Raw genomic sequence first — 22,252 nt, forward strand, 5'->3', positions numbered from 1 at the left:
GCGTTCGGCGGCGCTGAGGCCTGAGCGGTAATCTCTGTCGCGCATTTCCTGCCTGTACTGGGCAATCCAGTAATCCTTGTTCGCGCTGATGTTCGAGAGTGACTTCTGTGCGTTCATAAGCCCTGCCTCCTTGTTTGTGAGTTTTTGGATTAAATCCTGTTTTTGCGGGTTGTCGGCTTCCTTTAGGAAAATCGCCCAGTTCTCCAATGCGGTGTTTGTTTCAAGGGACGCTTCAAAGACTTTAGCCTTTGGTAGCTCGATAAAAATTATGTTCAGGGTGTTTGAAAGTTCCCTGCCGCTCTCTGTCCGCATGGCATAGCGACTCACCGGATTCTTTGATTTTTTTGAATTGGGCCTGTTTTTTTCGGTCGGACCTTTGTAATTGAAATTCAGCACCGAAATCTGGTAAACGACAGGCGCTTTCTCCCAGTTGTCGCCTTTTTGAAGGTACGTAGTTTCAAGCCTTGCCACCTGGTATTCCGCGCGCTTCCCGTAGTCATATTCTTGGTCAGAAGCCTGCATCTCGATGTCTGCGGTAAGGCCGTCCTCGAACTGGCACAGAATGTCGTAGCTCACGCCACGCTGACCGTCAAAACCGACCGGCGAATCATTCGCCTTCAACTCATATTTCCTGATTTTACGTTCTGTTGCCGCTTCCAAAAATGAATGCAGTGCCGCCTTTGATTCTTTTGTGGGCTGCGTGAACAACGCCTTGAACGTGGAATCCACTCGCGGATTGAGCAGCGCGCCCGTTTCCATTTGTGAGACGTATTCTTCTTCGCTGATGAAGTGGTGTGCTTTCATGATTTTATATTACTATTAATTTCTGAAATTGTGTACTCCTCATGGATTACGGGGCGAGTATTGCTTTAATAAAAAAAAAGTCAGAATGAATAAACAAAAAACGCCCGCGCAACCACGGAATGCGGCGCGCGGGCGTGTGCGGAAGCAAGCGAAATGCCTGCTCGCGTTATTTCATCTGGGCGGTTTCGAGAGTTCCTGATGAGCCTGCACCAACCTGATAAGCCATCATCGGGTTGTCAGTTGCATTTGCCCATGCATATCCCCAAGAATTACCACCATTTGTAGCCTTTCCATCTGGGTTAGTAGCGTTTGAGTCATTGTAATTCGTATTATTTTTTACCCAAGTTTCAGAAATACTTGTAGTCCTTACACCTGCAGAAGTTTTCCATACACCAACGTTTATATTGTCAGCAGGAACTGTGCTTGATGTCGGTACAATTGTTGTTTCCCAAACACCTGTGTAAACATCATCTTCGGCACCAGCTGCAAGAGACGCAGGTTTTGCAAGCCATGCATACTTTGGTCTTACAATAGATGTAGCATAATATCCAATATAAGGAATGGCATTACCATCTGAATCCAATGCAACATCAAGCGTGATTTCACTTCCTACAATTCCGCTAGAGTCTACGATGTATTTTTGCCATGAACCGCCGTTGTAACTTGATTTATAGGCGTACCACAAATCTCCGTTTGAAGCGTCATACGCAGCTACATGAATTCCACCATTGGCATCTACAGCAACTTTACAGTATTGCCCGATTCCATCACTGAACACTTCTTCGTAGCCGTCCCAGCCATTGTTGCTTGCTCCTGGCGTATATTCACCGGCAGCACAATTTCCAATCGGGTTTGCTGAATAAGCATACATCATTCGGCTGTTTGTCTGGTCATACCACACAATGACGAGAACATCATCTGTATAAGCGGATGTCGTTGTCTTTACAGGGGCAATGCTTACATAAGAACCTGCATTGTAACCTGTATCATACCCTGTTGTACGACCAGCGATTAGAGTAGAGGTAGCGTTGTAAGTCTGTGGAGTTGAGCTGCCAACATTGGCAAAAGTTCCAAATGCAGTTTGAGAGCTATTGTTTGCACCTGCAGTACCATCTGATACATCAGAAGTTGTTCCACATCTAAAGCGGATTTCATCGTTGATGTTATCATAGTAAGCTAGGTAAACAGAAGTTGATGAATTTAATTCTGTACCATGTGCTACAGTTGCCAAAGAAGGAGAATTGTTAAATCTGTATTTGTCAAAAACAATCTGATTGTTAGAATCCTTTTGTGCAACTACTTCAACAGGTAGTCTATGGCCATAAGAGCGCGAACCGTTGTCATTTCTACCACCGATTCCCCATCGGCTTGTATACAGTGAGAATGAATCGGCAGTCGTAGAATTTATATCACCTCCAGCCGTTACTCCGTAAGTATGTCCGATGTCATCTACAGCAAATCCTACCGAACTGAAGAAGTCAAATCCTCCAACCCAGTAGTCATATGAAGTATGGTCAGATGTTGAGTTTGAACCATAATATCCACCTCCCATTGCAAAGAAGAGTGGTCCATCTGCAAATGCAAAGTGAATCATTCCGTTTTTAGGACTGATTTTCATTACCGGCTCATTTAGGCGTCCGGTACCTTTTGGCACAGCCGCCTCGCTGTTGAACTCCCACACATCCAGCATCACGTCGTCCGTCAAGAGATTATTACTGTCTCCGTTAGGCTGACGGTTGTAGTAATTTGCAAATACTGATGAAGAACCTGTTGTTGATGTTGTTGTTCCTGTGTAAGAACCCTTTGAGTCATTTGAGTTTAAGTTATTCAATGATTCAATGCTATTTACCTTTACGCTTACCTTGCCTGATGTAAAGGCTGATATTGAAGCTACTGAGTAAACACTTCCAGCCGGAATTGCATTTGCACTATACCACTTGAGGCTTGTTATGTCGCTGACTTTCGTCAAAGCGGCTGTATTTGGAGTGCTTGCACTGTCATATAGACTTCCACCAGTTAAGTTAAATCCGTATACATAAATTGTCTCTGTTGAATCAACAGCATAATGTCCAAGAGCAGTTCTGTCGTATATAGAAGAGTTTGTCTTCTTCAAAGATGAAAGGCTTGTTTTAATTCCATTTACATACGGTACAACATCCATCTGGTAAACCGGATAGTTCGTAGTTCCGTCGGTAACAACATAGCCGCTCGTGGTGACAGGAGCCGTGATTGAGCTTGTGTCTGTGGCGTTGCTGCTGGCGTCAGTCGCTGTAACAGTGACTTTTACATCTGTTGCGGCCACTGTTGTTATCTTTGAAGTGTCGATGCTCAGTGTCCAGCAGACCTTGTGTCCTTTCTGGTCAAAGTATACTGAGTCGCTGTAGTTGCCCACGTCTGAGCTTGTCGCGTCTTTAACGGTGAACTCGTATCCGTCGGAATCCATCGTTTTGCTTGCAACAGTCCAAGAACTGTTTGCAGAGTCGTATGTTGCCACAGATGTTGCCGTGTCCAGGAATGTGCCGAACTGTACCTCAAGAGAAGAGAGTTTGTGCTCGTCGTAAGCCGTTCCTGTGAACGTGATTTTTCCGGAAACTTTCGGGTCACTTCCGTAAGCAGTCTTGATTGAATCCGTCAAATCTCCTTCCAACTCAATGTGTCCGTTGTCACTTGAGTTTCCATAGAGAGAGTTGTCGTCAGAAGCGTTCCAATAGAACGGATTTACAACTACTGTCGGTTTTGTTGAATCCGACTGGGCTACAGTGAAATTCTTCACATAGAGGACAGAGTACTGAGAATCAGTTCCCTGAGTTGTTTCTTCGGTTGAATCCCAGAACGTGAAGCTCATTCCCTTGTTTGTTCCGTCAGAACCGAGTCCATCTTTAGCCACTGTGAATGCGTGCATCTTGTAGCTTGCGTTCGAGCCTTTGAATTCTCCCGCAACAGTTCCGGTAAAGCTTGCGCTGATGTTTCCGTCAGAATCCGCGGATTCAGAGCTTGAAGAAGTTGCATTCGTAACAGTTCCAGTTACGGCAGTTGCGCTTGTAGCACCGGTTTTCAATACCATGCCGATGTCGCCGTTTCCGCCTGTGAGTTCAGGGATTACGGCAAGCCCGTTCTTGATTTTGAATGTACCTGCAGAATACTTGGCTGTCGTGCCGTCGTTCTGCTTTTCAGTAAAGTCCAGAGTATATGCTTTCTGAGTTGCTCCTTCCGCGCCGAGAATGTCGTACTCAACGATTTCCGTGAGGCTTGAAGAGTTTACATATTTTCCGTCGCCAGAAAGATCTGTTCCGAGGAAGACTTTTGCAAGCCGAGGAGCGTTGTTCGTGATTTTCGTGTTGATAGTTTTTCCTGCAACGTTTCCTGCGCTGTCGAATGCGAGGATTACAAGGCTCGCAGGACCGTCCGGCATGTTTGTCGAATGGATTGTGGCATCCCACGTCCATGTCTTTCCGCTCTTTGAGAACGATTCAGGCATTTTGTCGCCGTCATCGCCCTTTTCAAAGGTGAACGGATTTGCCGAATAGCTTTTTACTTTTTCTGTCGCGCTGTTGTCGATTACCTGCGCAATTGGGAAGTACGCCGTGAATGAAGTTTTTGCTGCGGAAAGTGACGGAGAGAATGTTACCGTGTTTCCGCTGATTGCAGAAATTGTATGGAGAATGCCGTCGATTTCAACGACTCCGCCAATGCGGACGTGTGCGTCGTATGCAGAATCCGAGGTGAATGTCTCTGTCGTTGCAGTTCCCGTGTAGGCTTTTGCGTAGAGAGTGAATTTATCGCTTTCCTGAGCGAACGTTCGCTCGGTAAGGTCAGACATTGCGACTTTAGCGTCATCCGTTGAGCTTGTAATCATCGGATCCATTACAACTTCATCTGTAATAGTTCTAGTAGGTTCGTTCTTTCTCATGTAGTAGAAGAGGATGTTCTCCACTCCAGAACCTTCGTCGGTTGAAGAACCTGCCAATATGAACTGATAGTTATCGTCTTCAATTGATTCAAAATCAGCACTGTCGAACGATGTTCCGTTTCCTGTAAGCTTTTCCAAAGTTGGAGCGGTTTCATCAATGTTGAATGAGTATGTCAGAGAAGAATCATGCTCGTTGTCGCTGGCGTTTATTGTAATTTCAACGCTGCCTGAATCCTTTGGAATCGGAATGTAAAGTCGGTAGCCGTTCTTGCCTGTTGAAGAATCCGTTATGCCGCTTTCAACAAAGTAACCGCTTCCTGCCGTAAGGGCTGTGGAGCCTTTGAGTACCGAGTAAGTTTTTACTTCTGTTTCATCAACAACGGTTGCAACCAAAGTCCAGTAACCGCGGAGGTACATGTCGGCCTCGTAAGTCTGGCTTGACGTGTATTCGGTTGTCGGAACGGCTGTAAGGGCGGCAGTTCCGTTTGAGTACTGGTTTACCACGCCAGAAATTACAGGAGCCGTGTTGTCAACATGGATTGCGATTACATTGTCGCCGCTCGTCCATGCGCCCACTTTTCCGTCGGCGTTGATACCGCAGGCTCTCAAAGTGATGTTTGTCGTTGACGAATCGTCTGAAGGATTCAATTCTCCGCTTGAATTGAGAACCAGGTTCCATGAAGCGGTACCGTTTGCCTTTACGCCCCACCATGCCTGGAAGGCTTCGTTTGAGGCAAATCCGAAATCGTTCAGCTGTGCGTCAGTAAGAGTTGTTGAAGAAGTGAAAGACGTTCCTTTTACTGCGTTGATTGCGTCCCAAGCCCTTACGACTGTGTAGCCGTATGTTGTAGCCTGTGCCATGTCGTCAGAATCAAATGCACCGTCTTCATCTGCAATCTGATAGTAAATCGCGCCTACAGTCGTTGTTCCAGAAGGAATCTCCGCAGAACCTGTCGCGCGGATTGTGCCTCCGAGAACCGCGTACTGCTCTGTGTCGCTCTTGTAGTTGTCTTTTGTCGGATAAGTGAATTCCAGTTTCGGCCTGTCCGCATCAGGGTTGTGCTTAATGTAGAATCCTGTGCTGTAAGAAGCGTTGCCCAAAGCGTCGGTCGCAAGGAAGTAAACCGGCAGATAGTACAATCCTGTTGATGAGTAATCACTGTTCGTAGCGAAATCAGTCTTATCGTAAACATTGAAAAGAGGATTTCCGGCTGAGAATACGAAATTGTCACTGTCTGATGTTGCCGTATCATACTGGCCGTCAAAGTCGAACTGCCATGAAATCAAAGTTGCACCGTCGGCAAGAGATTTTTCTCCGCCGTTCCAAGAAAGACCCTGGAGGTATGCAAGTTTGTCAGCGTCACTTGTTTTTGCGTTGAATGTTGTGGTCTGGGTTGTCGTAGGAACAATCCACTGGATGTTTGAAGTTCCTGCAGCCCCTGTATCGTTTGCTGTACCTGAGATTGAAACAGAGCCTGTAACTTCGGTTCCCGAAGAAGGGCTTCTTACTTCAATTGTAGGAGCCGTGTTGTCCACATTGAATGAGAATGCGCCGTTTCCTGAAAGTCCTGCGTTGTCGTATGGAGTTACGGCAACAGAAATCTGTCCGGTTCCAAATGTAGACAAGTCGATGAAGCCAGTTGTCCATGCTGCCGCAGTAGAATCTGTAGTAGCAGTGAATGAACCGCTTACAGAGTAGTCGTCTCCAGACAAAGTTACGTCGCCGATTGTAAGCGCTGTAGCAAGCCGTTTGAGTACATCTCCGCTTTCGTTCTTGAATACTACAGTCATTCCCGCAACACCGCTTGCGTCGCTGGCAGTGAAGTAGAACTTGACGTAGCGTCTGCTTGTTCCGCCCACCTTGAAGCTTGAGTTCAGCGTGGCGTTTGTTGTCTGCTTGTCGGCTGTCGTGAGGGCAAAGTCGTTTCCGCTGTCGTCTTTTGCGACAGAGCCTGTAGTCGAAGCGTACGGAAGTCCTTCGCCAAGGTTCACGACAGGGTTCGTTCCGTCCGAGCTGTAAGTGAATGTAGAAGAGTTCACGCTTTCTGCGGCGGCAGTTCCCTTAACGGAAATCTTCGGATTTTCAAGATTGTTTTCCGCTGTTGCAGTCGTGTAGAACTTTCCTCCAGCATTGTCTTCTATATAAATGTAGAAAGTCTTCGTTCCGTCTTCTGTGTTCGATGGCGTGAACGTAAAGTCGCCTGTCGAAGCCGTGAACGAAACGAGATTTGTCGGTTCATCGCCAGTTCCAGTGTATTCAGTTTCTGAGATGATGAGTTTTGAAATTACGGCTGTACTTGCAGAGTCATCGTCGGTGATTGTACCGGTTACCTGGGCTTTCGTTCCGTATTTCAAAATGTAAGAAGAACCGTTTGCCGTCAGGTTGTTGATTTTGACCTGCGGTCTGTCTGAATCCTGGTTCACGTAAAGCGAAACGATGTCTGAATATCCTGTGTTTCCCGCATCATCCTGTGCGACTGCCACAAAATAGTAAGTCGTTTTGTCGGTGAGCGTTGTCGTGTCAAATTCTTCGGCTGTCCATGAATAGTATGAGTCTGCCGATGTAATTTCGAGCGAATTTGCCGTGTCGATTTTGTCTGCAGAGCTTGGCTTTGTAGCTGAGTAGTAAATTTTCGTTACTTTGTCGAGCTTTACGTTGTCCGTTGCCGTTCCGCTGAACGAAATCTTTTTGTTCACGTCAGTAGTTTCCGAAGTTGTAGAATCCGCGTCGGTCGGTGTGTTCAGGACGACTGTCGGAGCTGTTTCGTCCACCGAAATCGTAAAGAGTTGCTCGCGTCCGTAGTTGTCCACGTTATCGTAAACATGCGCGTAAACCGTTCCGGCAGTAATTGAGTCTTTTGGAATTTCTACTGAATAATAATTGTCAGAAAGTTTTGTCGCCTCAAATCCATTGTTCAATGACGTTGCGAGAGTTTTTGATGTTGAAACGTAGACTTTTTTAATTCCGCTAGAACCGCTTCCTTCTGTGGTGATTGGGTCGGTTACCGGGAATTTTGCCACGATTGAATCTTTTTTGTTTGACTGAACTTCCGTTGAGATTGCGAATGAACTTTCGTCCGCCGAGCCGAATTTTGTGTAGACTGAAGTTGTGTCAACTGTCGGAGAGTCAAGGTCAAATTTCCATGGTCCGAGTTCGCCTGATTCTGTCGTGTTTCCTGCGTTGTCTGTCACTCGGATTTTTATTGTGCTTCCGCACGAAATTGTTTCGTCTGTTGTTTTGACTGTTTCTGAGACGAGACTAGAAATCGTCTTGCTCCAAGATGTTGTTCCCGTCATAACAGCCCATTCAGACCAAGTTACTTTTTTTGTTGAAGAGTCAACTGTTGAGAGTGAATATTCAACTTTTGAGATTCCTGCCGAAGAATAGCTTTGCGTGTCGCTTGCAGTTCCTTCAAAAGTGAGGGAATTTGTGTTGAACCAAGTTTCGTCGTCCGTTGTTGAGCTAGCAGTTGTAATGTACGTTTCGCCTGATTTTGGGCTGAGTGTTGGTGCAACTGTGTCCACGAGAACTGCACGTGTAACGCTTCCTGCGTTTCCTACAGTGTCTTTTGCAGTTATTGTAATCGAATATGAACCGTCATTTATGAAGTTTGCATCGCTGCTGTTTGCAGAGCCTGCTACAAATGTCTTTTTCCAGCTGTAAGTTCCGGCTGTTCCGGTTGCTGTAGAAGTAGGCCAGTAAGAACCGTCTGCTTCAGTCTCGCTTTTGGTAAGTGTTGCAGATAGATTGTCCGCACTAATCGTAACGGCTGAAAGTCCGTTAATTTCGGTTATTGTTCCGCTAAGCGTAAAGGTTGGGCTTGAAGTATTTACGGTTGTACCGTTTGCGCCTACGCCTTCTTCCGTAATGACCGGCTGTTTTGTGTCGCCAATTGTTACAGAAAGTGAGCCAGTTTTTCCAACCAAGTCAGTTACAACGATGCTGTAAGTTTTTGTTCCGCTGTTTTCAGCAAAATCATCGGCTGTAATATTGTAAGTTTTGCTCCAAGCGTAAGTTCCTGTTGAACTGTCGGTAAGCCAGTATTTTCCGTCTTTGTCAGTAGCGTCGACTGTTGTCAAAGAAAGTGGGGCTTCGCCAATAACGAACGATTCTATTTTGTTTGTTTCAACAACGGTTCCGCTCAAAGTTACGGCACCGCCAGAAATCTCAATGGTGTTCTTTCCGCTGTTAGAGGCTGTTTCCGTAACTTTTGGAGCTGCGTCGTCAATTGCAATGTAGAATGTTCCGCTTGATGCTGTGCGGTAGCCCTGAACTTTTTGTGTGAGTTCGGTAACTCTTGCCGTACCAAGCGTAGCCTTTGCGCTGTCAGAAATAGAAAGGCTGTCTTCTGCACTGTCATATTGAGAATCCTTTGCGTTGATTGTGACTCCGTAGATTCCTTCGCCTTCAGTAATATTGCTCAAAGGATAGCTTATTGTTCTTGAAGTCTTAGTGTTTCCGCTTGTCGAGAAGTTTGCGAGTTCATTGCCCTTTGTGTCGGTTATTGTAACCGAGATTTCGCTAAGTCCGTCGTCGTCGGTGATAGTCGGCTTTAATACTGAAGATGTCGTAAAGTAGTTTTCATCCGGCAGAGCGCTTAAAGAAGTTGCACTAACATCGCCCTGAGAAAGTGTAATCACCGGTTTGTCGGTAGATTGGTCAATTACAAAATCAAGTCCGTTTGCGTTGTCAGAATCAATGTTGTAGGTCGTTGAAAGATATTCTGCAGAATTTCCTACCACGTCCTTTGCAACAATCTTTATGCGGAGTTTTGTGTCCGAAGCAAATTCTGTGTACGAACTGTTCTGGTAGTATCCGAGAGTGCTTATTTTTGTTGAAATTGAACGTCCAGTTCCAAGACTTGTCTCAGAACCTGGAACATCGGTAAATGTTGAGCCGCCGTCAGTTGAATACTGCAATGTCAATTTTACCGAATTCAAGTTGTCTTCGATTACCGTTCCGGAAATGCTTACCAAACCGTTCAGGGAAACCTTAGAAACGGCACCTGATTCACTGTAGTCAATTACAGTCGGCGAAACGGAAGAAATCGTAATGCTAGGTTTTGCCGCGTCAACGTAAACTGTCTGAGTTGAATTTGCATTGTTTCCTGCAATATCGTAAACGGTAACTTTTACGGCGTAAGAATAATATTTTCCGCTTGAAGCAATAGCCTTTAATTCTGCATTTGAATCAATAATGTCGTTTAATGTAAGGCTGATTGAACCTGATGTTTTGTCAGTTTCGCCGTCTTCGTCAGTTTCGAATTCAGTAAAGTCTACTGTTTTTGAAGCTGTTCCCACTTGGGCATTGGAATTTGCAGTGTCAGAAACCGTAAGCTCAAAAGTTGCTTTAGAAAGTTCTGAACTTCCCGAAGCGTCAAGAGAATAGCTTACATTATCAGAAGAAGAAACGAATCCGTTGCTGGAAATTGAAGCATTAGTAGTCGAATCCGTGATTTTAAATTCTCTGATTGTTGGAGGAAGTCCTGCTCCACCGATAAATCCGTAATATCCGCTGCTTGCGGTAAGGTTAGCTCCGTCAACATCTTCGCCGGTGAGTGCAATTATATAGTAATAACTTGCCGTTACAGCTTCGGAAATCGTGAAGCTATACGAATACTGTTCATTTACAGAACCAGAACTGTACTCAGAATTGTCTGCGATGATAGTCCAGCCCGTATTCGTTTTAATCTGCTTGCTGCTTAAAGAAGAATCAGAAACCGCATTGTTGAGTTCAGCGATTTTTGAATTCAGTGAAGTTTCCGTAATATTTTCAGGTTTGTCACCTAATGGATAAATCCATGCCTTGAATGTACTTGGGGCAAGGTTTGTGTTGTTTGTGCTCAGACTTACGGTCGCTGTAACCGAAGTTCCTTTTGCTGCAGTCTGGCTTCCAAATCCGTCTGTCGTAAGACCATTGACATTCATTGAAGCAATAGCGTAAGTCGGTACTGCATTTGGATTTAATGAGAATGCAAGATAGTTTTCTTTAGAGGATGCCGTGTCCTTTCCTTTTTCGGATAAGGTATTGCGAACAGTTTCCTGAACTACGCTGTCCAGCGTTGAAGTTCCGTTTAAAACGTTTATGAATTGTGCTACTTCAAGACCGAGACCAGAACCAGTCGCGCTCATAAGCGAAGAGTAAACGTCGTCGTATAAATATACGACCGAAGTCGAGTTTCCTTCGGTTGAGTTTGTTTGCTCATCAGGATTTGTGTAGAGTTTTGCGTTGTCCCGAATGGTTATTGAGCCTGAGAATTTTTTTGTTCCAGAATCTTTATCGATAGAGTCAGCGTAAATTGAATTGTAATTTGCCGTAAGCTGGCTTGTTCCGTTTTTAATGTATCTTGCGAACGTAATGTTTGCGCCGCCGGTTGTTTCTACATCATCAATCGTAAAACTGTTGCCGTCTGCTAGGTATGTATTTCCGTCTTCGTCATAAACTTGCAAATTGGCAGCCGCAATGCTGTGCGAGTCTGCGATTGTTCCAGAAACTTTCAGTGTTGAGCCGTATTGCTTAAAGTTCCCTGAAGAAAGCGTTACACCCGGAGATGATATTACGAAAATTGGGGCTGTGTTGTCTATGTCGAATGTGCGCGAAACCGTGCTTGATTTATGACCGGCACTGTCGTATGCAGTCGCGCTGATTTGATAAGTTCCGTCTGCAATTTGCCATCCATTGTAGTAGGCTTCGTTTTCAGAATTGTATTCGTTCATGTTGATAGACCAACTTCCGTTCGTGTTGATTGTAGCCGAAAGTCCGCTCAGAACTGTTTCTTGAGAACTTGTGTCCATGACTGAGATTTTTACAGATGAAATTGTCTTGTCATCTGTCCATGAACCCGAAAGTGTAAATGTACCTTTTATTACCGCAGATGCAGGCGGGTAAGAAATTTCAATGTTTGGAGCCGATGTATCAACAGACTCTCCTAGTCCTACCTCGCAGGAAGTAAAAGATAAAAGTGAAGCAAAAGTAAGTAAAAGTGTAGCAAAAAGCTTTTTAATTATGCTTAACATTAAATAACCCCTAACAGATTTATAGTACAAAAACAACTAACAGCGGGCAGAATGCCCAGTACAGTCCTTTATATATAAAATCTGCAATTTTGAGACACTAAGTTTTATAATTTGTTATTTTATAACGACTTGTTTTAAATAATCTTTTGTTATCGCGGAAAAATTAGACATAACAACTTTTTTGTCTCAAATTTTTTAAAGGTTGAATAACTCTTAATTTGTGTTTAATTTTATATTAAAAATCTATTCATTTGTTTTTTTTACAAAAACACCAGTATACGGTGGGGCTTTTTTTTCAACATAAATTGCCGTGCCAGAAATCGTTCGTCCTGAGCGGCTAAAAAGAAAACTGCTGAGTAAAAAGGATTTTTGAGATGAACCTAATTCCGTAAAAACAATACCGTTTGCGCCCATGAGCCCGGCCCGCTTTTTTGCTTCATTTACAGCCGCGTCCATGTCCCACTGAGCCGTGAGCCTGGAATTGCTTTCTGCTGTTACAAGCCCGATTATTTCGTATTCATCTTCTGGCGGAAATTTCGGATAGATTTTTACGTCTTCTTGCAGAACTGGCTTTCGGGCTTCGCCTGTAATTACGTATGCACCGCTGGCGCAACCGAACAGAAAAATTAAAATTGGCAAACTAAAAAGAACTGAAATTTTTTTCACACTTTCAGTTATAAAATGAATGTTAAAAAAAATCAAATTGTGAGAAGTGAATAAAAAACAGCTCTGCTATCCCCAAACAGAGCTGTTTTGCCTTTATGCGAAGCAGTTTTTAGATTTTTAACGCAGATAAACACGGATATTCACAAATTCATCGAAGATAGTTTTTGAATCTAGTTCCTCCCGTCTGTGGCAGCGTTCATCTGCATCAAAAATTATTGACACGCCATATCTAATCTCGTTTAACCAAAGTCGGGAAGTCGTAATTCTTTTCGACGAAGTAACGCAAGTCGAAGTCTTCGTGAGTAACGACTACTAGAATTGTGGCATGTTCTGCAAGGTAATCAGAAATTACTTTCATTACATGCAAACGTGTGTCAAAGTCGATGTGCGCGAACGGCTCGTCCAAAAGCAGGATGTCTGGTTTTGCAGTGAGTGCGCGTGCAATGTCGGTGCGCTTCATTTCTCCTGAAGAAAGCATTTGCGGTTTGCTGTCCAAATGACCTTCCGTAAGACCAACTTTAAGTAGGTTTTTCGTAAAATCTTCCAGCGTTCCTTCAACGCCTGCCGCAGAAATCTGCTTGAATGAATCGCGAATCGTCAAATCCGGGAAGAATGAGAATCTTGAATCCTGCTGAACGATTGCCATTCGTTTTCTGAACGGTTTGAATGCTTTTGGATCGTGTCCTCGTTCAATTGGCTTTAATTCAACAAGATTGTTGCCTTCCATCAAAATCTCGCCGCCGGTCTCGTCGAGCAACCGAAGTATTGCTTTTATCATGCTGGATTTTCCGCAACCGGACGGACCTGTAATTCCGTAAACCGTTGAACGCTCGAACGAAAGATTTAGAGCTTTGAATGCCGTAAAATTTCGTTCGCCGAAAAGTCCTCGCTTTTTGTACGACTGCGAAACATCTTTTAGTTCAATTGCTGAACCGCTGGCACCTTTTTTTGCCTCTTGTTTTTCGTAACCTTCGAGTTCTGGAAGTTCTTCGAGCTTTTCAAGTTCGCCGTCTTTTAAGTTGAATGCCTGTGTAAGCGTGAGCCGGCGTATAAAATCAACGTCGTGGCTTACCATAAGAAAAGTTTTTGTTTTGTCGCAAAGAATTTCTTTGTTCAAAAATTCAACAAAGTTTTTTCTAAGGTTGCGGTCAAGATTTACGGTTGGCTCGTCAAGAAGAATCAAATTTCCTTTTCTTGAAAGCAAAATCATGAGCGTGATTCGCTGCATTTCTCCGCCAGAAACTTCGTCTGGATAAAGGCGCGCGAAGGCTTCAAAATCGAGCGAGAAAAATTCTTTGAGTCGTCTTACAATCTCGCTTCTGGAATCCGGGGCAAGAAGGGCAAGATTTTGGTCAAGAGTCAAGGCTGGATTCATCACCATTGCTGTTTCCGCAGGAATGAACATCAATCCTGACTTTTCGATTTTTCCCCATTGCGAAAAATCGAGTTTTTTTCCGTCTATGTATCCGTCAAGTCCGTTGATTTTTAAATTTCCTTCAAATCTGAAAATGTTCATCGGGAGAATTCCGGCCACAGATTTTAGAAAAACAGATTTTCCAGTTCCTGTAGGTCCCATGATTACGGTGGATGTACCTTTTTCGATTTTTAGGCTGCATTTTTTTAGCGTAATTCGTTCGTTCAAATGAATACAAAAATCGTTGAGTTCAATCGGTGTCATTAGTCATTCTCCTTTTTTTCGTTCAAAATGATGAGGAACGCTACGCTTATTGCGATGAGCAGCAACGAAGGAATCCAGAACATTGCCGGATTTCCGTCTCCGAACAAATCCAGCAAGGCTTTTCGGTTTGCAGCGATTAAAGCTCCCGGGCTTGTGTGCTGAGGAGTTCCTGTTGAACCCAAGCCGACTTGGATTACGAAACCGAATGAAGTGTCGAGGACGAGCGTTTTTAAGAGAATGCCCGCCGCCACGCGTTTTAACGTGTCCCGCATGAGTGCCGTTTTCATCAGGACCGAAAGAATCCTGTGTTTAGGAAAACCATACGAGCGGAATGAAACGCTGTATTTTCTGTTATACAAGTCCGAAAGCGGAATCGAAATGCTTCGCACCGCTTCTGGAAGGACTGTGGCTGTTGCCGCTGCCATAAAAACCGCAAGTGAAATCAATGTTGACGTGCTTCCCGAAGTTTTTACGAGAGCACCAGAAACAGGAGCATAACAAAATAATGCTATCAATATAGAAGGAATTGATTCAATTGCATTCAGAATGTTCGAAAATGTGCGTCCGACTGTCATTGAAAGAACGCTCAAATATCCGATTGCATAGCTCAGAATCATCGCAAAAATCATCGTTGTTAAAAGCGTGATTCCGAGTTCTCTGAACGACAAAATCAATGATGAAAAATAATCTCCTTCGAGGAGAGTTTCGTTTACTTTTCCTTCAAAAAATGCCGGCGGAAGCCAAACTATAAAAAGTGGCAGAAGAAGAAGTGCGACCACCAGAAATCTTAAAATCTTAAATTGCTTTTTCATACCACCTCGGATAAATAAGGAACAAAATTGTTTTTACGATGAATGAAACGACTGCGTTAATACAAAGAAGAATGAATACTGATGTTACGAGCAAGTCGGTATTTGTGCCTACAAGTGCGTCAATGAGGTTTTTTCCAAGCCCCGGAAAGTTGAATGCAACTTCGGCAATCGTAATGGAACCGATGATTGCAGGGACTTTTCCTGCCAGATACGGAATGTACCGCGGTAAGCTTGACTGAAAAAGATAGCCGGAATATGTTCCAGGCATCGGAAAGAATTTTCCGAGCGGGCGACCGAGTGTTGAGAACACGATTGCGTGAGTTTGATTTACCTGACTCAGCATGTCGGTTTTTAAGAAATTCGTGGCATCCCAGGAAAGTCCGCCCAAAACAACCGTCATCAACGTGATGATTATAAAAGAGCCGTCTACCGCAAAAACTGCATAAACGAACCAAAATCCAACGAAAAGTGGCACTGCTGCAAGCATGGACGCAATCAGGCTCAAAAATGATTCAAAATATTCACTTCTTTTTGAACCGAAGTGAAGAGACATGTATCTTCCGCTTACTGCATACGATGAAAGTACGAGCGAAATAAAAATCAAAAAAATCAGGGAGATTAATGTGAGTGGCAATGTTACTGCAGCTCCGGCCGCAATAATTTGGCTTGATGTAAAGCCTACGTTGTTCGTGTTAACTTGCCCCGAAATCAAATAAAGAAAAGAAAGTCCTGCATCAATAAATCCTTGCAGGTCTGCTCCTGTTGCCAATAAATAAAGGCTGGTTAATGCGACTGTTCCGATAACGGCAAAAAAAATACCATGAAAAATCAGTTCTTTAACCAAAAAGCGCAAAAAACGCATTAAAAACTCCTAAAAAGGGGTTGCCAGAACAAATTTCCTTGACAACCCCAGGCAGATTATGGCAGTTCTAAAACTAAAAATCAGAGGTTTTAGAATTGCCTGCGAGTTTTAATCCAGAAAATAGCAGGAATTAAACTCGTATTTTCAATGGAGGCTCAAAAAAACTGAAGCTTTTAGAGCTAACCATTAATTTTTGAATTTCCAGTTTTCAACTGAAAGGAACGGATTGTCCGAACCGATTACGATGTTTTCCAAACCGCGTGAATAAATGTTCTTTTTGAGTGTAAAAAGATAGAGCGCAGGAGAAAGTTCTGTTGCTCGTTTATCAATTTCTACGATCAAATTAGCCCATTTTTTTGTTTCATTTTCGCTTACGACTTGGTCGAAAAGCGAATTCAAAGCACTGTCCGCAATTCCTGTAATGTTGTCCGGCGATTTTGAGTTGTAGTATGAACAAAGGCTTGAATAAACGTTGTCAAAACCATCGCGGTAAATCAGCGCAAGGTCGTAAGATTTTTCTTTGAAAACGACTCGTTTGAAAACCTGTTCACCAGTGCGTTTAACTTCTACGTTCAAACCGATTTCTTTAAGCTGTTTTGCAATTCCTTCTGCAAGGCGTTTTCCAAATTCGCCCATTGATTCTGGATAAAGCAAGTTTGCGTTCTGTCCAGAAATTCCGCTTGCTTCGGCGAGGGCTTTTGCTTTTTCAAGGTCGTACGGGAGATTGTTCGGCATTGGATCCTGCACGTATTCTGGAATGTTTGAAGAAAACAAATTTGATGGATAAGGACCATTGTTGATTACAACGCTCTCTTCCTGGTCTGTAACCGACGGAATAAGATTCTGCTTGTCGAGTGCCATTGCCATTGCCTGGCGTCCTTCTGCGTTCGGGAAGAGTTTTGTGTTGATTGCAACATCGTAGAACGCATACGGAACGAATGAACTTATGTCAACATTAGGAATCTTTTCGACCGTTGAGCGTTCCATTGGATTTGTCTCAAGAATCATGTTGATTTTGCCTTTTTTAAGTTCGTTCAATCTCTGGAGCGGGTCGATCGTTCGTTTGATTACAAGAGTTTCCGCCTGAGGAACGTTCTTAAAGTAAAGTCCGTTGCCCTCAAAAGTGAGCCATTTTCCGATTTCCCAAGAAGCTAGCTTGAAAGGTCCTGTGCCGATTGGTGCTGTCGCAAAATCGCGCTCATTCTGCCCCTCTCGCAAGTTGATGTTCATCTGAACTCCGTTGTATTTTGACGGAATGATTTTAAAAGTGAGTACAGGATAGGCACGCATTTCTGGTATCGGATTTCTGAATTCGATTTTTACAGTCTGGTCGTCAATTGCCTCAACATACTCGATGAATGAATCAAGATATTCTCGTTTTGGAGAATGATTGGCTTCCAATATATATGCGTTGAACGAATATTCAACGTCGTGAGCTGTTACTGGGGTTCCGTCATGCCACGTAAGTCCGTCAAGAAGCGTTGCCGTGTAAGTTTTTTTTGTGATTGGATCCTGCTCAATGCTTGATGCAAGTGCCAATTCTGTGTAGAGTTTTCCGCTTGTCTCATCAACTTCAAAGTTTGTGAGTCCGTCGAACAAAAGTTCGTCTGCATTAAGACCAGAAGTGTTCTGCGCGAGAACTGGATTTAATGAATCCGGCAGATCCGACACCGCAATAGTAATTCCTTTTGGCGGTTGCTTTACGATCATGATTGCGGTGATTGCTGCCGCAAGTGCAACGCCGATAATTCCGACTGCTAGAGCTTTTTTATTTAATTTCATAATTAGCGTACCCTCGTAATAAATGAATTGTAAACAACGACTTCGCCTGAATACGAATCCGTTTTTCCTTTTTGAACTTCAAAATAATAGTTTGTTCCGTTGAACTGTCTTCCTGCGTTCATTACAGGCCATGAGTTGCCAACTTTGTTTGCCTTGCTGACCAAATCCTTCATGTCGTTCTTTTCGATGAGTTTTCCGCTTTTTGTGTTTGCGTTAAAAACTCTTACGGTTCTGTTGTCGCGCATGGTGATTACCAAGTCGTTCATCTGACCTGCTGGAATAGAAACCATTCCCCACCAGTATTCGTTTTTCTTTGCGCCTGTTGCGCTGAATTTTGCTGGGCGTGATTTTTTGCTTTCTGCAGTTGAGCCTGGTGCCGGGTTGAAGAGACCAATCATAAGCGGCATAACTGTTTTTCCTCGGCTTGCAACTTCCTCTGCGTTTGCAATTTCACGGCTAATCTGCGTGATTTTTGCGTTAAGGTCGTTTCTCATGTATTTTACGTCGTCAAGAACATCCTGGCTGATTTCTTTAGGATATTTTCCTGCGAATGCCATAAGCTCGGCGTAAATCGAATCAAGGTTCGTGCGAACAGACTTGTAATGCGCAAGGATGTCGTACGAAGTGAGCGCGCCGCCTTTTCCGCTTCCTGAGCCTTTTGCTGGTTGGCGGGCAAATTCTTCACCGAATCTGTTTTTGAATTCGTAAACTTTGTCTCGTACAAGACCTTCTCTCTGAATTGCAAAATCCTGTCGATCTTTTTTGAGCTGTCTGATGCTTGAAGTTACGGCTGCTTCTGATTCAACACCAGATTTTTTTGCAGTCGCGTTTGCTTCGCTTTCTGCAACTGAGTAATTGTTTATTACTTTTTCCATTGCAAGAAGTTTTTCATCAAATCCTGTTACGGCAGATGCTTCTTTTCCCTGTGCAGACAAAGCGCTGCGTTTTGCTGAAATATTTGAAACTACGTCCGCGAGTTTTACGACTTTTGCAAGGTCTGGGTGGTCGCCATAAACTTTTTTTGCGGTCGTAACCAATTTTTTTGCTTCCCCTGGACGACCGTTTTCTACGAGTCGTTTACCACATGCCGCACTTACTACCGCACCTTTTTCGCAAACGTCTGCTGGCAAATCCAATGCGTCGTCGAGTGCCGAAAAGTTTGTGAGTGCCGTATTGCAGGCTGTAAGAAGTTTTTTCTCATTTTTTGTGGAATCAGTACTGTCGAGGGCTTTTATGCCTTCGTTGTACTTGTCAATATAACCGATATATTTTTTGTTCAAGTCGGCATTTTTGATGTCTGTCCAATAAGCGCGGGCCGCCTCTGGTTCTCTTTTGTTCCATGCGTTGACTCCGGCTGTGACAGCTTTTTCGTCTGCGCTCATTTTTGTTGAGGCGCAAGAAAGCACTACCATGGCAGTGATAACTGCTATAAAGATAAATCCTATTTTTTTCATTTTGAAACCTCCCTTACAAGTCTGAATCCGATGTCTACTCCGTTTTTCTCACCGTCAACGATTCTGAAATTTGAAATGCGCAAGTCTGTTGGACCGTCCATCCAAGAACCGCCTTTTACAACGCGCATAGTCGAATCTTCTTTTGGTTCTTCCTCGCGTGTTGACGTTGTCCATTCCCAAACGTTTCCTGCCATATCTGCGATTCCCCAGGCATTTTTGCCGTTTTCAAAAGAACCTACTGGTGAAGTTGATTTGAATAATTTGTTTCCCTTGAAGTTTGCGCATTTTGCCTTGTTCGGAGCTTCATCGCCCCACGGATAAATGCTGGCTTTTCCTGCACGTGCGGCTTTTTCCCATTCTTCTTCTGTTGGGAGCCTGTAAGTTTCGCCTGTCTGCTCAGAAAGCCATGCCGCATACGCTTCTGCATCTGCAAAAGAAACGCCTACGACTGGCTGTGCGTCCTGATTATAGGCAGAATTGTCAAAGTATTCAGGAATGTTTTCTGCGCGTGTTGCATGAAGGAATGCCGCAAAGTCCGCGTTCGTAACAGGAAGTACTGCAATTGAATATGCTCCTGTTGAAACTTTGTGGGAAGCTTCTTTTTTTCCGGCTCTTGAATCCTGCGGAACGGCACCTGCATTGAAATCACCGGCTTCAACGTCAACGAACTGATGATTTTCTGCAAAACTCTCGTTGTGAACGAAATGTGCGTCTACGGCAGAGATTTCATCAAACTTTTTCATTGCCTTAGATGCTTGTGCTGAAAGCGTGAACGCTGTTGAAACCGTGAGAGTTACAGGCTTGTTCTTGTAAGCTTCTTCGCTCGGATATTCAATTGAAGCTTTTCCTTTTGCGTCTGTTTTTACGCTTGAAACGACTTCTTCAATTTCCTTTGCAGAAGCGAGAAGTTCGCTAATTTCCCAACAGATTTTTAAATTCAGACCAGAAATCGCTTTTCCGGCTTGGTCAGTTACGCTTACAGAAATCTTTTTCTCTGACGGAATGAATCCGTCTTTCTCAAGAATTTCAATGTGAAGATTTTTTACGAGCGCCTCACATTCTCCCTCGATTTTTCGAGAAAAAAGTTCTGGGCTGTTTTCCTGAACTGTGAGCAATTCTGTTTCGCCATTTTCTGCAAGAATTGTCAGAATTGACATTGCCTCGTTGATTTTTTCAGCAGGGCTTTTTGACAGAAAAGCTTCATAGCGTGGGGTGAGCGAAGTTCTAAGGTCATCGGCGAATGATTTTTCGGCCTTGTCCCAGTCTGCAAGCTTGATTCTGTAAACAACGTTGAGACCTTTTTTGTCCTGTGTATAAGGTTTTAAATTTTTAAGGCGATTGTTTGCAGATTCATCGCTTATTTTTACGCGCGGCTTTTTTGGGTTTTCAGCGCGCACTTTTGCCGTAAGCGCAGTTTCGATTAAGTCAACTTTTCCTGCAAAAGCTGCTTCTTCTTTTGAAGAACCTTTTCCGTAACCGTAATAAAATCCTTCTTCTTCTTTTACGGCTTTAGGCTCTGGCTTTGCGAATGACACGAAACCAATCATAAGCAAGCAAGATAAAGTCGTCAGAATTTTAACCTGTTTTCTGACATAAAAATCAAACATAAAATTCTCCTCGATACCAAAGTTTTTGTAGATGCATCTGTGATACTCGAAATTGGATTATATTTGATTTTTCTTGCGGAAAAAAAGTATGTTTTTTAAAAAGAAATCAGAGAATCTCCAATTGAGAAAAAAAATCTCAAAAAATCTCTAAAATCTTTTCTTATTCATTAAAAAAATACTTAACTTTTTACATTTTCAGTGAAAAAAGATTGATTTTTTTAAGGTGATTTTTTGGTCTAAAACTCTGCACTGGCTGGCGGTAGCGAACGCAAGTGCAGAGTTTTGCACGGGTAAGTTGATTTATATCTTTATTTTGCTTTTACCATTTCGGCAAGTTCTGCCATAACTTGGGCAAGCTCTTCGTGTGTGAGTTTAGCTTCTTTTGAAAGCCCTTCAAGCGGTACACCGGAAGCTGCAACCCAATATCTTGCGTCGGAGGCCTGCTTGTCTGGCGTTCGGCAGTGATTTAAAACTGGGGCAAGTCCTGTCTGGCGTGCCAAAATCTCCTCGCTTTCTGCCGAAACCAACTCACTGCACAGTTGAGAAATTTCCTCTCGGCTTTCAAAAGGCACTGCGTAGGTTACAGGAGCCACAAAATTCCTTTCGCCGGCATTTCTCGGAGACGGAAAATAAATAGAGGCATATCGTGAAATTACTTTTGTGTCGTATTCCCGATGGTCGTCAAGGCTCATAAAAGCGACTGAAGCGAGTCGAGCTTTTAAAAATGCCCGGACGTCATTTTTGCTGAGTGCAAAAACATCTTTATGAATCAGACCTTTTTTGTACCAGTCGTTCAAAAAAGAAATTGGCTTTGAAAAAGGTGCGTTGGAATCTTCCGTAAGTCGTTTTGCAATTCTCGTGGCGTTGAATTTTTCGCCATCTTTTACGCACAGAAGTTCCGCCGCTTTGTTGTAGTCTTCAAGTCCGTAGAAAGCTTCCGTAATTGCGCCGAGAAGGTCTGCAAAAAGCTCAGCATCTTTGCCTGCAAAAATAATAGGAAAATCTTTCGTTCTTTTTTCGATTCTGGCGAATGTTTCAAGGTCGTCCCAAGTTGCGATTGCAGATAATCCTGACGATTTGAACGCAGAAAAATCAATGTCGATTTCAAAGTGGCTTGAAAGAATCGGAAGTGCTGTTACGAGTGTTTCCGGGGCAAATTCAGAATCTGAATCTGATTTTTGCGCACCGTCATTTTTAGGCACTTCGTCGTTTTTTTTGTTTGCGTTCGCCGCAAAATGTGCTTTTTGTCGTATTGAGGACGTCATTTCATTGGTTATCGAAGACACAAAACCGATTTTTCCTGATTTTGAATCGGCCTTGTCAAAAGCCTGCCTAAGATTCTCTCCGCCGTCCACGAAGAGAAGTGACGGCTTGTTTACAAAGCTGATTTGCTGTTCAAGGGGCTTTGCCTGATCAAGTTCAAGATACTCAAAAGAAATATTCTCTTTTTTAGAGATTTCTTCGAGCTGAGTTTTTATTGCATCAACTTGTACTTTTGGAAGCCCGTAAAAACTGATTGCAGGAACGGTTTTCCTGACTTTTGTAAGAAATAAAAAAATTGTGGTTGCTGCGATTAAGATAAATGCACCGCAAATAATAGAAAAGATTTTAGTTCGTTTAGTCATAGTGTTGATTATAAGGCTTTCGAGCAATCGATGTA

General features: G+C 43.5%; 10 protein-coding genes. All 10 read right to left on the minus strand.

The window, feature by feature from the left end:
• The coding region (locus JI65_RS02740; RefSeq protein WP_191013847.1) for a PD-(D/E)XK nuclease family transposase at positions 1–804 on the minus strand (804 nt) is incomplete at its 3' end.
• Between the two features lie 166 nt (positions 805–970).
• Positions 971–11,731 carry a beta strand repeat-containing protein gene (locus JI65_RS02745; protein ID WP_191013848.1) on the minus strand — a complete coding sequence of 3,587 codons (10,761 nt, stop codon included), beginning with the start codon at positions 11,729–11,731 and terminating at the stop codon, positions 971–973.
• A 243-nt stretch (positions 11,732–11,974) separates the two neighbouring features.
• Entirely contained in the window at positions 11,975–12,397 is a 423-nt protein-coding gene (locus JI65_RS02750) for a hypothetical protein (RefSeq protein WP_191013849.1), read from the minus strand.
• Between the two features lie 229 nt (positions 12,398–12,626).
• A complete protein-coding gene (locus JI65_RS02755; protein ID WP_191013850.1) occupies positions 12,627–14,075 on the minus strand; it encodes an ATP-binding cassette domain-containing protein in 1,449 nt (482 codons plus the stop codon).
• The gene (locus JI65_RS02760) at positions 14,075–14,887 is read right to left on the minus strand and encodes a hypothetical protein (protein WP_191013851.1); all 813 of its coding nucleotides are present in this window, start codon (positions 14,885–14,887) and stop codon (positions 14,075–14,077) included. The genes JI65_RS02755 and JI65_RS02760 overlap by 1 nt, the downstream gene beginning before the upstream one ends.
• Positions 14,871–15,749: an ABC transporter permease subunit gene (locus JI65_RS02765; RefSeq protein ID WP_191013852.1), complete on the minus strand. Its 879-nt coding sequence runs from the start codon at positions 15,747–15,749 to the stop codon at positions 14,871–14,873. The genes JI65_RS02760 and JI65_RS02765 overlap by 17 nt, the downstream gene beginning before the upstream one ends.
• A 186-nt stretch (positions 15,750–15,935) precedes the next feature.
• A complete protein-coding gene (locus tag JI65_RS02770; RefSeq protein WP_191013853.1) occupies positions 15,936–17,531 on the minus strand; it encodes an ABC transporter substrate-binding protein in 1,596 nt (531 codons plus the stop codon).
• A 2-nt stretch (positions 17,532–17,533) separates the two neighbouring features.
• On the minus strand, positions 17,534–18,985 hold the full coding sequence (locus tag JI65_RS02775; RefSeq protein WP_191013854.1) for a hypothetical protein: 1,452 nt from the start codon (positions 18,983–18,985) through the stop codon (positions 17,534–17,536).
• Complete coding sequence (locus JI65_RS02780) at positions 18,982–20,592, minus strand: formylglycine-generating enzyme family protein (RefSeq protein ID WP_191013855.1); 1,611 nt, start codon at positions 20,590–20,592, stop codon at positions 18,982–18,984. The genes JI65_RS02775 and JI65_RS02780 overlap by 4 nt, the downstream gene beginning before the upstream one ends.
• 308 nt (positions 20,593–20,900) lie before the next feature.
• Positions 20,901–22,217 (minus strand): hypothetical protein, encoded by a 1,317-nt coding sequence (locus JI65_RS02785; protein WP_191013856.1) that lies wholly within the window; start codon positions 22,215–22,217, stop codon positions 20,901–20,903.
• Positions 22,218–22,252 lie beyond the last annotated feature (35 nt).

Source organism: Treponema zioleckii, from assembly GCF_014737315.1.
Classification (GTDB): domain Bacteria; phylum Spirochaetota; class Spirochaetia; order Treponematales; family Treponemataceae; genus Treponema_D; species Treponema_D zioleckii.

Bases quoted from the DNA above. Each gene is read 5' to 3' on its own strand.
- JI65_RS02780 (WP_191013855.1), bottom strand. From the start codon at position 20,592: ATGTTTGATTTTTATGTCAGAAAACAGGTTAAAATTCTGACGACTTTA.
- JI65_RS02785 (WP_191013856.1), bottom strand. From the start codon at position 22,217: ATGACTAAACGAACTAAAATCTTTTCTATTATTTGCGGTGCATTTATC.
- JI65_RS02755 (WP_191013850.1), bottom strand. From the start codon at position 14,075: ATGACACCGATTGAACTCAACGATTTTTGTATTCATTTGAACGAACGA.
- JI65_RS02745 (WP_191013848.1), bottom strand. From the start codon at position 11,731: ATGTTAAGCATAATTAAAAAGCTTTTTGCTACACTTTTACTTACTTTT.
- JI65_RS02765 (WP_191013852.1), bottom strand. From the start codon at position 15,749: ATGCGTTTTTTGCGCTTTTTGGTTAAAGAACTGATTTTTCATGGTATT.
- JI65_RS02775 (WP_191013854.1), bottom strand. From the start codon at position 18,985: ATGAAAAAAATAGGATTTATCTTTATAGCAGTTATCACTGCCATGGTA.
- JI65_RS02760 (WP_191013851.1), bottom strand. From the start codon at position 14,887: ATGAAAAAGCAATTTAAGATTTTAAGATTTCTGGTGGTCGCACTTCTT.
- JI65_RS02770 (WP_191013853.1), bottom strand. From the start codon at position 17,531: ATGAAATTAAATAAAAAAGCTCTAGCAGTCGGAATTATCGGCGTTGCA.